The following is a 13502-nucleotide window of genomic DNA, read 5'->3' as shown; positions in this document are numbered from 1 at the left end:
GAGCGTAGTCGAGACACTGCGCGCGACTTCTCGATTTCGCTCGAAGCGAACGGGGTTGGGTGCGGTTACAGATCTGTAGGTAAGCAAACACCCTTGCCCACCCTCGACATCTCGCAATTGCGCCTGCCCAAGCGCCATTTCCACGCGCTCGACCTGTCGCGCCTGCTGGCGGCGATCATGGTGCTGTTCTGGCATTACCAGCACTTCTTCGTTCCCCCGGTGCCCTACCACGTCGACGTCAACCGCGCGATCCAGCCGTGGTACGGAACGCTGCGCTGGTTCTACAATCACGGCCACGTCGCGGTGCAGTATTTCTGGGCAGTCTCGGGCTTCGTCTTCGCCCATGTCTACCTGGCCGACCCCAATGCCAAGGGGCGCTTCTGGCTGGCGCGGGTTGCGCGGCTGTGGCCGCTGCACCTGCTGACGCTCGGCCTGATGGCGCTGCTGCAAGGGTGGTACTTCGCCCGCAGCGGCACCGAGTTCATCTACCACACCAACGACCTCAAACACTTCCTGCTGTCGATCCCGCTGATGCATTATTGGGGCTGGCAGGAGAACCAGTCGTTCAACGGCCCGTCTTGGTCGCTTTCGACCGAAATCCTCGCCTACTTCGTGTTCTGGCTCGCCCTGCCGGCGCTACGCCGCGCGCCGCTTGTGCTTGCGTTCGCACTGGGAGCGGGCCTGTTGTGGATCATGCTGGAAGGCGGCCCGAACAAGGACGTGCTGTCCTGCGTCGGCTACTTCTTCCTCGGCGCCGCAGCATACGGCGCCGCGCTCAAGGGCTGGCTGCGCCCGGCGAGCCTTTTGCCGCTGGGGGCGGCGCTCGTCGCCATCGCCTTCGCGCTCAAGGCGCGCTTTCCCGAAGGCGATGCCGCCACCATCGCGGGCACTTTCGCCGCACTGTTCCTCACGCTCGCGCTCGACCAGTCCGACGCCAAGGGCTGCCTCAAATTCGGCCAGAAACTGGGCGATGCCTCCTACGGCATCTACCTGTGGCACATCCCGCTGCAGCTTTTGCTCGTCCTGCTGATCGATTCGACCGGCGGCACTCGCAACATCGCCCGGACGCCGTGGTTCATGGTGTTTTACGTAACGCTCGCGATTATCGCAGGCTTTGTCAGCCACGCCAAATTCGAACGGCCAGCCCAGCGCGCGGTCTTCGTCTTGTGGAACAGGTGGAAAGAGCGGCGCACCTGACGTAATGGGCTAACCCATTGATGCAAAGCCTGAAGGAAGCGCCATGACCCCGACTGACCTTCTCGCGCCCACTTACCTGCAGATGCTCGCCGCGCTGGCGAACTGGCTCGCCAAGGCCGAACAGCATGCGCCTGCGCAAACCGACGCGCTGATGTCTGCACGCCTTGCGCCCGACATGTTTCCGCTATCCACCCAGATCCGCTTTACGTGTGCGCAGGCTCTCGAGGGCCTGAGCCGCCTGCGCGGAGAGCCGTTTCCGCCCATGCGCGATGAGCTGCTGGCAGAAGGACGCGGCGCGCAGGACAACCCCGGCTCACTCGCCGATGCCAAGGTGCGCATCGATCAGACCCTGGCGCTGATCACCGCGCTATCTCCGGTCGACACGCCAGCCGACGGGGCCATTGCCCACGACATCCCCAACGGCATGGTGTTCGACCTGACCGTCGACCAGTTTGCGCGCGACTGGGCGCTCGGTCAGTTCTACTTTCACCTGATGGCCGCATACGCCATCCTGCGCCAACAGGGCGTCCCGCTCGGCAAGGTGGACTATGTCGCACACATGTTCCAGTACATCCGCCCCGGGACGATGCCTACGGCCTAACGTTCGCGGTTCTGTGTCCCCTCGCCCGGGGTGATGTAGATCGCACGTCCTGCACTCGGCGCATCGGCAGTGTGCCAAACGCCTTTGGGCACGAACGCGAACTCGCCTGCGCGCAACGGGACGCGCACTTCGCCGTCGTCCTGCTCGAGGATCAGCACCAGTTCGCCTTCGATCTGGATGATCATCTCCTCGCCCTGGGGGTGCATCTCCCACACCTGCCAGTCGCTCGCGCTCTCGAACATGCTGACCAGCCGTCCCGGCGGCAGGGCGTGCACCCCGGTTTCCCAGAAAGCCGCGTCCACCGCGACCGGCAAACATCCATCCGCGCCCGCAAGCTGCGCGAAATACTCACCCAGCCTGTAGGCGCGCGCCGTCACGCCGCAATCTCGCCCAACCGGTGATGCGGCAGCAAGCGCCAGGCCGCCAGCATCAGCACCACCTGCGCGGCCTCGACAGCCATCGGAAAAGGCCAGCCCGGATACGGCCCGGCCACAACCAGATCGGTCGCCCGGCCCACGAACGACATGCCGAACAGCAGGGCAGGCACCAGCAGCAGGTCCGCGTTGCGCCGCCAAGCGCCCCACATCATGCACACCGCCGCCACGCCGAAGAACGCTGTGAAGTCCGCACGGATCGTCGAAATTCCTGCCGCCCCGCTCGCCAGCACACCCAGCGTCGTCCCGGCCTGCTCAGGCCCCGTCAGGAACCCGATCGCGAGAAACAGGTCGAACAACCCGAACAGAAACACCAGCGCGGTCAGGACAAGTCTCATCGGTAAATCCTCTTTCTTCCCCCCTTCCCGCTGGCGGGAGGGGGCGGGGGTGGGGCCCTTCTTCGTCAAGACATCCTGCCCCAACCCCGCCCCTTGCGCAAAAGGATTGCGCACGCCCGCGCGCCATTGCACAAGCGCCCGCGATGATCGGCAAACGTATCCTTCTCATCGTCGGCGGCGGAATCGCGGCCTACAAGTCTTGCGAACTCGTGCGCCTGATCCGCAAGCAGGGCGGTGACGTCACTTGCGTCCTCACCGACGGCGGATCGCACTTCGTCACCGCGATGACGCTCGCGGCGCTCAGCGAAAACCCCGTCCACACCACGCTGTGGGACCTCAAGAACGAGGTCGAGATGGGCCACATCCAGCTCTCGCGGGCAGCCGATCTGGTCGTCGTCTGCCCCGCCACCGCCGACCTGATGGCCCGCATGGCCGCCGGCATCGCCGACGATCTGGCGACGACACTGCTGCTCGCCACCGACAAGCCCGTGCTCGCCGTGCCTGCCATGAACGTACGCATGTGGCAACACGCCGCCACGGTGCGCAACGTCGCCACCTTGCGCGGCTCGGGCGTTACCGTGCTCGATCCCGATGAAGGGGTGATGGCCTGTGGTGAGTACGGTCCCGGCCGCCTGCCCGAACCCGAAGCAGTGATGGCGGCAATCGCCAGCCACCTTGAACCGGTACAAGGCCCGCTGACCGGTAAACACATCCTGATCACCGCAGGCCCGACACACGAACCGATCGACCCGGTCCGCTACATCGCCAACCGCTCCAGCGGCAAACAAGGCTTCGCCATCGCCGCCGCCGCCGCGCGCGCAGGCGCAACGGTCACCCTGATCGCAGGCCCGGTGACCCTGCCCACGCCCCCCGGCGTTACGCGCGTCGATGTCGAGACCGCACGCCAGATGGACGCCGCAGTCGATGCAGCGCTCCCCGCAGACGTCGCGATCATGGTCGCTGCCGTCGCCGACTGGCGCAGCGCGGACGAGGCGCAACAGAAGATCAAGAAAGACGGCTCGGGCAAAATCCCGCCGCTCCATCTGGTCGAGAACCCGGACATTCTCGCCACGCTCGCCAAATCGGACCGCCGCCCGCCGCTCGTCATCGGTTTCGCCGCCGAAACCAACGACGTCCTGGCCCACGCAACCGCCAAGCTTGCGCGCAAGGGCGCCGACTGGATCGTCGCCAACGATGTCGCCACGCACCTGATGGGGGGCGAGGTCAACGCCCTGCACATCGTCAGTGCCTCAGGCGTCGAAAGCCTGCCCGAAATGACCAAGGACGCCGCCGCCACCGCGCTGGTGAAAAGGATAAGTGATGCAATCGCCTGAAGTTCCGATCCTCGTCAAGCGCCTGCCCCACGGCGAGGACCTGCCCCTCCCAGCTTACGCCACCGAAGGCGCTGCGGGGATGGACGTCGTCGCGGCCGAGGACGTCATGCTTGCGCCCGGAATGCGCCACGCAGTCGCAACCGGCCTTTCGGTCGCGATCCCGCATGGCTACGAAATTCAGGTCCGCCCCCGCTCGGGGCTGGCGTTCAAGTACGGCGTGACGGTGCCCAATACCCCCGGCACGATCGACAGCGACTATCGCGGCGAATTGAAGGTCTTGCTGATCAACCACGGGCCTGAAACCTTCGCGATCCGCCGTGGCGACCGCGTTGCCCAACTCGTCGTCGCCCCGGTCACCCGCGGCACATGGCTGGAAGTCGGCGAACTCGACGAAACCGCGCGCGGCGAGGGCGGCTTCGGCTCGACCGGCGGCCTGGCCGCGCTGCCCGGCTGAACCCTGATTCCGTTCGTGTCGAGCGAAGTCGAAACACCGCGCGCAAGTGTCTCGACTTCGCTCGACACGAACGGGGGGGCAAAAGAAAAAGGCCCCGCATCGCTGCGAGGCCTTTTCGTTTTCCCGTCTAGGAAGTTCAGTTGATCCGCTTCACCGTCGTGGTCTTCTTTTCCGGCGCGATCGAGATGCGCAGCGTCTCGCCGTTATGTCCCGGGAAGTCGGTAAACATCGCTTCCACCAGGTTCGGCACCGTGTACGACAGGCGGTTCGACTGCGAAGCCGCCTCGGCCTTGCCCTCGAACAGACGCGCGCCATCGGCGCGACGGTCGATCTTGAGGTCGATGCCGCTGGTGTAGACGGTCACCACGTCGACCTGGTTACCCCAGCCGCCACCGCCGAAGAAGAACGGATCGTACCAGCCGTAGCCCCAGCCGCGACCAAAACCGCCCCGGCCGAAGCCTCCACGGCCCCAGCCGCCACCGAAGCCACGGCCGTAGTAGCCACCGCCCCACGGACCCCAGAACGGGTCGTTAAAACCGGTCTGGCGGATGCGGTCGCGTCCCTGATCGACGCCGTAATCGAAGCGCACCAGCAGGTCGGCGCTCTCGGGATTGCCCTGCACGTAGCCCAGTTGCTGCATCCGAGCGGCAACCAGCGAGGCGTACTGCGAGAACTCAAGTCCGCCCGCATCGCGCGGATCATCGGCGACGACCGCAAAGGTCTGGCCCTGCGGCGCGGGGAGCTGCGTCTGGAACCGCTGAACATCGGCTTTGAACGGGGTAGCGCAGCCGGCCAGGGCGGCCAGCATGAGCGGAACAGCAACCATGCCGACAAGACGGCGGCGCTTGCTCTGCATTGAACTTTTCATCGTTGCGACTCCTGTGTGCATCCGCCGCTCCCGCTAAGGACGCATGGGCTGCATAGCATGGTGCCGGTTTAGACGCGACGTGCTGAATGCACGTTGAATGGCACCTGCATCATATGTTGCAGGGCATTCACAATGCGCAACAATTTAAAGTAAAATCAGCCCCTTACCAACCCAAGTGCTTCGTAAGTCCGCGCCAGGGTCGGTGCAGCAAGGTCGCGCGCCTTCAACGCGCCCTTGCACAGGATCGCATCCAGTGCCTCGATGTCTTCGCGCAACTCGCGATAGCGCGTTGCCATCGGGCTCAACGTCTCGACCAGCAGCTCGCCCAGCGCCGGCTTGAACGCGCCGAAACCCTTGCCCTCGAACTGCACGAGCACCTCAGCAGGCGTCACGCCCGCCATCGCGGCAAAGATCCCGACCAGATTGCGCGCCTCCGCACGCCCCTCCAGCCCCTCGATCGTTGCGGGCAGCGGTTCGGGATCGGTCTTGGCCTTCTTCACCTTCTGCATGATCGCATCGGCATCGTCGGTCAGGTTGATGCGGCTCATGTCCGACGGATCGGACTTGCTCATCTTGGCGCTGCCATCGCGCAGCGACATGATCCGTGCGGCCTCGGGCGGGATGATCGGATCGGGCAGCGTGAACACCGGCGCGTCCTCCGAACCGAAATCGTTGTTGAACTTCTGCGCCACGTCGCGCGCCAGTTCCAGATGCTGCTTCTGATCCTCGCCCACCGGAACGTGCGTTGCCTGATAGAGCAGCACATCGGCGGCCTGCAGCACCGGGTAGGTAAACAGCGCGACAGAAGCGCCTTCGCGGTTCTTGCCCGCCTTGTCCTTCCATTGCGTCATGCGGTTCAGCCAGCCCATGCGGGCCGTACCGTTCAGCAGCCACTGCATCTCGGCATGAGCGGGCACTTGCGCCTGATTGAACAGGATCGACTTGTCCGGATCGATCCCGCACGAAACCAGCGCCGCCACCATCTCACGCGTGTTCGCGCGCAGTCCCGCCGGATCATGCGGCATCGAGATCGCGTGAAGATCGGCCAGAAAGAACAGGCAATCGTGGCCCTGCGCGGTCCACTCGTCCTGCATGCGCACCCAGTTCCGGATCGCACCCAGGTAATTGCCGAGGTGGAGATTGCCCGTGGGCTGGATACCCGAAACGATACGCATCGAAATGGCCTTCAATTGGTGCGGCGGCGCCGCAGGAGAAGTTTGAGATCCTGCTTCGAGAATGCCCCCGAAAGCACGGTGGCGAGCCCATAGACCACCACCCCAGCGGTGACCAGCCCGGCCATCGCCGCAATGCGCACGGTCCACGTGCCGTGGACATAGGGCATCACCAGCCCCTGCCCGGCCCACAGCACGCCACCCATCGCCAGCGCAGCCAGAGCCAGCCGCCACGCGCGCCGCTTAAGCCGCGCATCGACCACGAAATGGCCGCGCTTGACCAGCGTCCGGTACAGCATCCACACGTTGACCGTCGATGCGATCGCGGTCGCCAGCGGCGGGCCCATGTGTTGCAGCGGCAGGATCAGGATCAGGTTGCCGACAAGGTTCACCGCCATCGAAATCATCGCATAGCGCACCGGCGTCTTGGTATCCTGGCGCGCGTAGAAGCCCGGCGTCAGCACCTTGACCAGAATGTAGCTCGGCAATCCGATCGAGAACGCGGCCAGTGCCTGCGCGGTGTAATGCGTGTCCAGCGCATCGAACTTGCCATAGCCGAACAGCGCGGCGGCAATCGGTTCACCGCACAGCACCAGCGCCATCGTGGCGGGCAGGGTCAGCAGCAGCGCCAGTTCCATGCCCCGGTTCTGCGTCTCCATTGCCGCTGCGTCTTCGCCCGCGCCCAACTGGCGCGAGATTGTCGGCAACAACACGGTGCCAAGCCCGATCCCGATCAGCCCCAGCGGCAACTGGTTCAACCGGTCGGCCATGTAGATGTAGGTCACGCTTCCATGCGCCAGCAGCGACGCGGCAAGCGCTGTCGACACTACAAGGTTGATCTGCACCGCGCCTGCGCCTGCAGCAGCCGGCCAGATCAGCTTCAGCAACCGCTTCACCTCGGGCGAGAGGCGCGGGCGGCGCAGTTTCAGACGGACGCCATTGCGACGGCAGGCCCACGCCAGCCACGCCAGCTGTAACGCGCCCGAGACCGAAACGCCGATCGCCTGATTGCGCGCGGTCACCATCGGATCGTCCGAATGGAAGCCCAGCAGCGCCACGATCAGCGTCAGGTTTAACAGGATCGGGGCCGCCGCATTGACCCAGAACTTGTGCATGGAATTGAGGATGCCGCCGAACAGCGACACCACACTGATCAGCATGAGGTACGGTATGGTCAGCCGCGACAGCTCGACCGCATAGGCGAACTGTTCAGGGCTGACGCCGTTGAACCGGCCCGAAAGCACCAGCGTCACCGGCCAGGCGAACACTTCGAGCAGCACCGTCATGACGATCAGCACCGGCAGCAGCACCGCCAGCGCCGCTTCGGCAAAATCGAGTCCGTCGCGAAGCCCGCGTCCCTCGGGATCGCCGACCTTGCGGTTGAACATCGGAATGAATGCGGAGGAAAACGCGCCTTCGGCAAACAACGCGCGAAACATGTTGGGCAGCCGAAACGCGACCAGAAACGCGTCCGAGGCAAACCCCGCACCGACATAGCGCGCGAACAGGCTGTCGCGCACCAGCCCGAGTACACGGCTGAGCAAGGTCAGCCCACCCACCGTGCCAGTGGCCTTGAGCAGGTTCATTTCAGACGGCCCCCAACCAAAAGCACCCGCTCATCCTGAGCCTGTCGAAGGATGCCGCACGCCCCAAAAGCCGGGCGCACCTGCTCCAACAAGCTCAGCATGAGCGTGTTCTTGATCGGGCGCAGATCGGACTCAGGCCTGACCGGCCGGAGTTGCCTCGGCGGTCGCCTGAGCCTGCGCCAATTGCGACAGGTACAAGCCATTGAAGTCGATCGGCTCAAGCATCATCGGCGGGTAGCCTGCATCACGCACCGCGTCGGCGATGATCCGGCGGGCGAACGGGAACAGGATGCGCGGACCTTCGGCGAACAGGAACGGATGCGCCTGATCCTCGGGCACGTTGCGCATGCCGATCAGACCGCAATAGGCCAGTTCGACGATGAATGCGGTCCCTTGCGAACCCTTCGAGGTCACGTTGATCTTCAGCTCGATCTCGTGGATCTCGGGCTGGATCGCGCGTGCCGAAATGTTGAAATCGACCGCCATCTCGGGCGCTTCGGTCCACTGATAGCTTTCCGGCGCGTTCGGGTTCTCGACCGACAGATCCTTCACATACTGCGAAATCAGGCCGATAGCAGGCGAAGTATCCTCGCCGTTCTGCAGCGGGCCCTCGGTGTGGTCCAGATTGAGATTCGAGATGATGTTGCCTTCGTCGGCCATGTGAGGACTACTTTCCCAGTGGTTTTCCTTGGCCGCGCGCCTAGCACCAAGGCATTCGTGCGGCAATGCACTGTTGATGTGCCCCACTGCGACCGATTGGTCACGGATCAGCGAAAATTGCGCACGCATGGGCTACCCAATGAGGCATCCACGCGTTGTTCATTTGTATTTCGTACCTATTTGAGGCACGTTGAATTGACGCATAGCGCCTGTGGCAAAGGGATTTTGCCAACGGGGGCCAGATTGGGATACCTGCGCGTGATTGTTCAAATTGTGATCCTGGCGATGATTGCGGCCTTTCTCGGCCTGCGCCTCTATTCCGTGCTCGGCCGTCGGCCCGAGCGGGATGAGGAACCGATGCGTCGCCGGATCGAGCAGCCCGATCCTTCGGCCAACCCGCACCAGCCGGCTCAGCCGCGCCAGATCGCCCAACGCGGGGCCGAGAGCGGCAACGCCGCAGCTCGCCCTCGTGAGCTGGTCACGCCCGAGCCCAATACCTTCGAAAATGCTGCCGAAATCGGCGTGCGCGCAATCATCGCGGCTGATCGCCGTTTTGATCTGGCCCAGTTCCTTGCCGGGTCCAAGGCTGCATATGGCATGATCCTCGAAGCGTTCTGGCGTGGTGACAAGGACGAGCTCAAGCAGTTGTGCGATGATGACGTCTATCAGGGCTTTGCCTCTGCCATCGACGCCCGCACTGCGGCTGGCGAGTCGGTCGATGCCCGCCTCGTCCGCATTGAGGAAGCGCGCATCGTGGCTGCCTCGCTCGATGGTCAGATGGCGCGCATCACCGTGCGCTTCATTGCCGACATCGCCTCGATCACCCGCGACTCGGATGGCCATGTCATCGCAGGTTCGCTCGATGACGCTGTCGATGCGCGGGACCTGTGGACGTTCAGCCGCGACCTCACCGCGCGCGATCCTGATTGGCTGCTCGACGAGACCGACGAAGCCTGATCGAAGCCATGCCGGGGGCAGGTGTGATCTGGACCCGGCGCATGGGCGGCATGGTTGCCGCGCTCATGTCGCTGGCGATGCTGGCAGGGTGCGGCTCGATCATCCCGCAAGGCTCACGCCCCGGCCCGGTTGCGCCGCCGATCATCCCAGGCCAGCCGGTTGGACCCGCGACGGCCGCCCTTACCGGCGTCTCGCGTGGCCCCATCACCGCAGGCCTGGGCTTCAGGCCCGACAACGCCTCAGTGGCTCTGACAACTTTCACCCAATCGTGCGGCAGGCTGACCAAGCGCGCCGACAACTCCGGCCTCACCCGCCCCGCTGACTGGGCACCTGCCTGCGCCGCTGCCTCCGGCTGGCCCGCCAGCGATGCCGCGAACTTCTTTGCCACCTACTTCGAAACCGCCGAGGTGGGTGATGGCAACGCCTTCGTCACCGGCTACTTCGAGCCCGAGATTGCGGGCACGCGCAACCGCCAACCCGGCTACGAGGTACCCATCTACCGCCTCCCGCCGGACCTCGTCCGCGCCCGCCCCGGCGACGCGCAACCACTCGCCGATGGGCGGATGCCGCTCGGGCGCTACGACGATGCGGGCGTCTTCACGATGTACTACGATCGCGGCCAGATCGAGGATGGCGAACTCGCAGGCAAGGGCCTCGAAATCGGCTGGGCCGCAGACCCGGTCGAATTCTTCTTCCTCCAGATCCAGGGCTCGGGCCGCCTGCGCGGACCCGACGGCAGCGTGATCCGCATCGGCTATGCCGGGCAGAACGGTTACGCCTACACGGGCATCGGCTCGCTGATGCGCGAACGCGGCCTGATCGGCAGCGCGCCCGGCCAGTACTCGGGCTCGATGCAGGGCATCCAGCAGTACTTGCGCGAACACCCCGAGGAAGGCCGCGCCCTGATGCGCCAGAACCGCAGCTTCGTCTTCTTCCGCGAGCTTACCGGCGCGGGCCCGGTCGGTGCGCTAAACGTGCCCGTCACCGGACGCTCGACGGTCGCCGTCGATCCGGCCTTCGTGCCACTTGGCGCGCCCGTGTTTCTCCAGCTCGACCGCAAGGAAGCATCAGGGTTGTGGGTGGCGCAGGATACCGGCGGCGCGATCCAGGGCGCGAACCGCTTCGACAGCTTCTGGGGCGCGGGTGCCGAGGCCCGACGCATCGCTGGCGGCATGAGCGCACGCGGCCGCGCCCTCATCCTCCTGCCTAAGGGGACGCTGGCGCGTCTCGCTCAACAGCGATGAAACCCCCTCGCGGATTGTCCGTGGAGGAGGCTGCGCTGTGGGAAAGAGTGGCAGCGACGACGGTGCCAATGCACCCCGTCCGCAAGGCGAAGGTTGTGCCCGTCGAAGTCACGGCACTTCCCACGCTGACACCGCCCAAAGCCATCAAGGGCCGCGTCCCGCCCCTCCGGGTCCTCCCCGTCCCTCCCCCTTCTCCCAATCCGCGACCCTTGCAGAGCCAAGGCCTTGATTCGACTTGGGATCGTAGGCTTTCGCGTGGGCCTATCGTCCCCGACGTGACCATCGACCTCCACGGCCTCGGCCTTGATGCGGCCCATGGTCGGCTCAATGGCGGCATCGCCCAAGCCCTCGCCATGGGATCGCGGGTTATCCTGTTGATTGCTGGGAAAGAGCGCCCGAGCGACGGACACGATTTGCGCGGCTCAAGACGCGGCGCGATCCGCGCCAAGCTCCTCGACTGGCTCGCCCACAGCGCTCACGCCAGCCAGATCGCCGCAGTCCGCCCGGCTCAGCCCCGCCACGGCGGCGCCGGCGCAGTCTATATCGTGCTCAGGAAGTCCCGATAAGGCCCACCCGCAACCCGTCCCGCTAGCGGGGGGTGAGCGAGACCGAGTTTAGTCACAGCGGGTGGGCACTGTCAGGCCAGCGCGCTGATCGCTATGCGTTTGTAAATGCGCTGAAGTGTCCGAAGATCCTCAATCGCCACAGCCTCGTCCTTCTTGTGCATCGTTGCGTTGCACAGCCCGAATTCGACCACCGGACAGACCGCCCGCAAGAACCGCGCGTCCGAAGTTCCGCCGGAGGTCGACAGCTCAGGATCAAGTCCCGTCTCGGCCCGCACGGCGTCGGCGATAATCGTGGAAAATGAACCCGGTAGCGTGATGAAACTCTCACCCGAAATCACCGCGCGCACTTCGCCCTTGTGACGGCGAGCGATGTCCTCGACCATCGCCACCAGCGACGCACCCGAATGCAAGTCGTTGAAGCGGATCGAAATCCGTGCCTGCGCTTCCGCCGGAATGACATTCGTCGCGCGGTTGCCCACCTCCAGATCGGTGACTTCCAAATTCGAAGGCTGGAACCACTCGGTCCCATCATCCAGCTTCAGCCCATCAAGTTCGGCCAGCAGCGCAATCAACCGCGGGATCGGATTGTCCGCGAGGTGCGGATAGGCGACGTGCCCCTGCGCGCCCTTGCACGTGATCCACATGTTGACCGACCCGCGCCGCCCGATTTTCACCATGTCGCCCAGGCGGTTGACCGAGGTAGGCTCACCGACGAGGCACAGATCGGGCTCGACACCCAGTTCGCGGATCAGGTCGATCAGCGGCAGCGTGCCAAATCGCGCCGGCCCTTCCTCGTCGCCTGTAATGATGAAGCTGATCGTTCCCGCGTCCGCCGGAATGTCGGCCACAGCGGCGACCATCGCGGCAATCGAACCCTTCATGTCAACAGCGCCGCGCCCGTAGAGCAGTTCACCGCGCCGCTCGGCCTCGAACGGTCCCGAGGACCAACCCTCACCCGGCGGCACGACGTCAAGGTGCCCAGCAAAGGCGAAGTGGCGCGAGCCTTCTGGCCCCGTGCGGATCGCCAGCAGATTCTCGACCGGACCATCCGGCGCCTCGCCCGCAATGAAGCGATGGACTTCAAAGCCCAACGGCTCCAGCATGCCAGCGAGGCAGTCGAACACTGGTCCGGTCGCCGGAGTCACGCTCGGGCAATTTATCAGGCGTTCAGCGATACTTACAGGGTCCAGGCTCACGCGACAGGCTCCTCGAACTGCCCGATCACCCAGTCCTCGGCTTCCGCCGCCTCGATCCACGCCTGCATCCAGTCATGGGTCCACATGGCTTCCATGTACGTCATGGCAAAGCCCGGAACCGGTACACCATACGTCATGAACCGCGAGACGACCGGGGCATAGATGATGTCGGCGGCGCAGAACGTGCCGAACAGAAACGGCCCGCCCTTGCCGAACCGCGCACGCGCTTCGGCCCAGAGCGTGAGGATGCGGACGATATCGGCGCGGACTTCGGGCGCGATCTCGACGCCTTCGACGCGCTTGCGGATGTTCATCGGCAGGCTGCGGCGCAGCGGCAGGTAGCTCGAGTGCATTTCGGCAACCATCGAGCGTGCCATCGCACGGGCGACATCGTCCTTGGGCCAGAACCGGTCGCGCCCGACCTTGTCGGCCAGATAGTCGATGATTGCGAGGCTGTCCCACACCACCGCCTCGCCGTCCCACAGGATCGGCACTTTGCCCGATGATGGCGCAAGACTGTCATCGCGCCGCGCCTCGTCCCAGTCTTCGCCATAGAGCGGGACGGTGATTTCCTCGAAGTGCAGGCCCGATTGCTTGGCCGCCAGCCAACCCCGCAATGACCAGCTCGAGTAGTTCTTGTTGCCGATGATCAGCTTCATGCCGCGTGCCCCGTTGCTCGGTTGGGCGGGTAGCCGTTCAGGTTTGCGCTGTCGAGACTGAACAGACGCTCAACTCTGATCCATTCCTGCCAAACCACCCCCGTTCGTGGGGGGGGGGGGGGGGGGCCCCCCCCCCCGGGGGGGGGGGCACCGCGAGACCCACGGGGGGGGGGGTGGTGGGTCCGGCCCCGCGCCCAAAACACCAGAAAAAAAAAAAACACCCAAGGCCAATCCGC

Annotated in this window: 15 protein-coding genes; 7 read left to right on the top strand and 8 right to left on the bottom strand. The window is 64.9% G+C overall.

Going from position 1 to position 13502, the window contains the following annotated elements; genetic code table 11:
* Positions 1–93 precede the first annotated feature (93 nt).
* Positions 94–1197: an acyltransferase family protein gene (locus GGQ88_RS16005; protein ID WP_246386109.1), complete on the top strand. Its 1104-nt coding sequence runs from the start codon at positions 94–96 to the stop codon at positions 1195–1197.
* Positions 1198–1240: 43 nt separating this feature from the next.
* The gene (locus GGQ88_RS16000) at positions 1241–1798 is read left to right on the top strand and encodes a DUF1993 domain-containing protein (RefSeq protein ID WP_183614447.1); all 558 of its coding nucleotides are present in this window, start codon (positions 1241–1243) and stop codon (positions 1796–1798) included.
* Here GGQ88_RS16000 and GGQ88_RS21680 read toward each other — a convergent pair.
* Entirely contained in the window at positions 1795–2175 is a 381-nt protein-coding gene (locus tag GGQ88_RS21680; RefSeq protein WP_183614446.1) for a cupin domain-containing protein, read from the bottom strand. The genes GGQ88_RS16000 and GGQ88_RS21680 overlap by 4 nt on opposite strands.
* Entirely contained in the window at positions 2172–2570 is a 399-nt protein-coding gene (locus GGQ88_RS15990) for a hypothetical protein (RefSeq protein ID WP_183614445.1), read from the bottom strand. The genes GGQ88_RS21680 and GGQ88_RS15990 overlap by 4 nt, the downstream gene beginning before the upstream one ends.
* A gap of 143 nt (positions 2571–2713) precedes the next feature.
* On the opposite strand from GGQ88_RS15990, the gene coaBC reads away from it, so the two are divergent.
* The gene (coaBC, locus tag GGQ88_RS15985; protein WP_183614444.1) at positions 2714–3904 is read left to right on the top strand and encodes a bifunctional phosphopantothenoylcysteine decarboxylase/phosphopantothenate--cysteine ligase CoaBC; all 1191 of its coding nucleotides are present in this window, start codon (positions 2714–2716) and stop codon (positions 3902–3904) included.
* Positions 3891–4358 (top strand): dUTP diphosphatase, encoded by a 468-nt coding sequence (gene dut, locus GGQ88_RS15980; RefSeq protein ID WP_183614443.1) that lies wholly within the window; start codon positions 3891–3893, stop codon positions 4356–4358. The genes coaBC and dut overlap by 14 nt, the downstream gene beginning before the upstream one ends.
* Positions 4359–4494: 136 nt before the next feature.
* On the opposite strand, the gene GGQ88_RS15975 is transcribed toward dut, so the two are convergent.
* The 4 genes from GGQ88_RS15975 to secB all read right to left on the bottom strand — a co-directional run bounded on the left by GGQ88_RS15975 (position 4495) and on the right by secB (position 8644).
* Positions 4495–5226, bottom strand: a complete 732-nt coding sequence (locus GGQ88_RS15975) for a DUF4136 domain-containing protein (protein WP_183614442.1) — start codon at positions 5224–5226, stop codon at positions 4495–4497.
* 155 nt (positions 5227–5381) lie between these two features.
* A complete protein-coding gene (gene trpS, locus GGQ88_RS15970) occupies positions 5382–6401 on the bottom strand; it encodes a tryptophan--tRNA ligase (protein ID WP_183614441.1) in 1020 nt (339 codons plus the stop codon).
* A gap of 11 nt (positions 6402–6412) precedes the next feature.
* Entirely contained in the window at positions 6413–7984 is a 1572-nt protein-coding gene (murJ, locus tag GGQ88_RS15965; RefSeq protein ID WP_183614440.1) for a murein biosynthesis integral membrane protein MurJ, read from the bottom strand.
* 132 nt (positions 7985–8116) lie between these two features.
* The gene (gene secB, locus GGQ88_RS15960; protein WP_183614490.1) at positions 8117–8644 is read right to left on the bottom strand and encodes a protein-export chaperone SecB; all 528 of its coding nucleotides are present in this window, start codon (positions 8642–8644) and stop codon (positions 8117–8119) included.
* A 258-nt stretch (positions 8645–8902) separates the two neighbouring features.
* Between secB and GGQ88_RS15955 the strand changes: the two genes are divergently transcribed.
* The 3 genes from GGQ88_RS15955 to GGQ88_RS21675 all read left to right on the top strand — a co-directional run bounded on the left by GGQ88_RS15955 (position 8903) and on the right by GGQ88_RS21675 (position 11411).
* The gene (locus tag GGQ88_RS15955; protein ID WP_183614439.1) at positions 8903–9601 is read left to right on the top strand and encodes a Tim44/TimA family putative adaptor protein; all 699 of its coding nucleotides are present in this window, start codon (positions 8903–8905) and stop codon (positions 9599–9601) included.
* A gap of 8 nt (positions 9602–9609) precedes the next feature.
* Positions 9610–10845 carry a murein transglycosylase A gene (gene mltA / locus GGQ88_RS15950; RefSeq protein ID WP_246386105.1) on the top strand — a complete coding sequence of 412 codons (1236 nt, stop codon included), beginning with the start codon at positions 9610–9612 and terminating at the stop codon, positions 10843–10845.
* Positions 10846–11120: 275 nt separating this feature from the next.
* Complete coding sequence (locus GGQ88_RS21675) at positions 11121–11411, top strand: Smr/MutS family protein (protein WP_343057239.1); 291 nt, start codon at positions 11121–11123, stop codon at positions 11409–11411.
* 71 nt (positions 11412–11482) lie between these two features.
* Here the strand turns inward: GGQ88_RS21675 and dapE are convergent, their stop codons facing one another.
* Positions 11483–12607: a succinyl-diaminopimelate desuccinylase gene (gene dapE, locus GGQ88_RS15940; protein ID WP_183614437.1), complete on the bottom strand. Its 1125-nt coding sequence runs from the start codon at positions 12605–12607 to the stop codon at positions 11483–11485.
* Positions 12604–13266, bottom strand: a complete 663-nt coding sequence (locus GGQ88_RS15935) for a glutathione S-transferase family protein (protein WP_183614436.1) — start codon at positions 13264–13266, stop codon at positions 12604–12606. The genes dapE and GGQ88_RS15935 overlap by 4 nt, the downstream gene beginning before the upstream one ends.
* Positions 13267–13502 lie beyond the last annotated feature (236 nt).

Origin of the sequence: Novosphingobium hassiacum (assembly GCF_014196055.1) — a bacterium.
Lineage (GTDB): Bacteria > Pseudomonadota > Alphaproteobacteria > Sphingomonadales > Sphingomonadaceae > Novosphingobium > Novosphingobium hassiacum.
This window is presented reverse-complemented; position numbering and strand designations above follow the sequence as displayed.

Excerpts from the sequence above, each read along its gene's own strand:
- GGQ88_RS15975 (WP_183614442.1), bottom strand. The coding sequence starts at position 5,226 with ATGAAAAGTTCAATGCAGAGCAAGCGCCGCCGTCTTGTCGGCATGGTT.
- murJ (WP_183614440.1), bottom strand. The coding sequence starts at position 7,984 with ATGAACCTGCTCAAGGCCACTGGCACGGTGGGTGGGCTGACCTTGCTC.
- coaBC (WP_183614444.1), top strand. The coding sequence starts at position 2,714 with ATGATCGGCAAACGTATCCTTCTCATCGTCGGCGGCGGAATCGCGGCC.
- GGQ88_RS16000 (WP_183614447.1), top strand. The coding sequence starts at position 1,241 with ATGACCCCGACTGACCTTCTCGCGCCCACTTACCTGCAGATGCTCGCC.
- dut (WP_183614443.1), top strand. The coding sequence starts at position 3,891 with ATGCAATCGCCTGAAGTTCCGATCCTCGTCAAGCGCCTGCCCCACGGC.
- trpS (WP_183614441.1), bottom strand. The coding sequence starts at position 6,401 with ATGCGTATCGTTTCGGGTATCCAGCCCACGGGCAATCTCCACCTCGGC.
- mltA (WP_246386105.1), top strand. The coding sequence starts at position 9,610 with ATGCCGGGGGCAGGTGTGATCTGGACCCGGCGCATGGGCGGCATGGTT.
- secB (WP_183614490.1), bottom strand. The coding sequence starts at position 8,644 with ATGGCCGACGAAGGCAACATCATCTCGAATCTCAATCTGGACCACACC.
- GGQ88_RS15935 (WP_183614436.1), bottom strand. The coding sequence starts at position 13,266 with ATGAAGCTGATCATCGGCAACAAGAACTACTCGAGCTGGTCATTGCGG.
- GGQ88_RS15990 (WP_183614445.1), bottom strand. The coding sequence starts at position 2,570 with ATGAGACTTGTCCTGACCGCGCTGGTGTTTCTGTTCGGGTTGTTCGAC.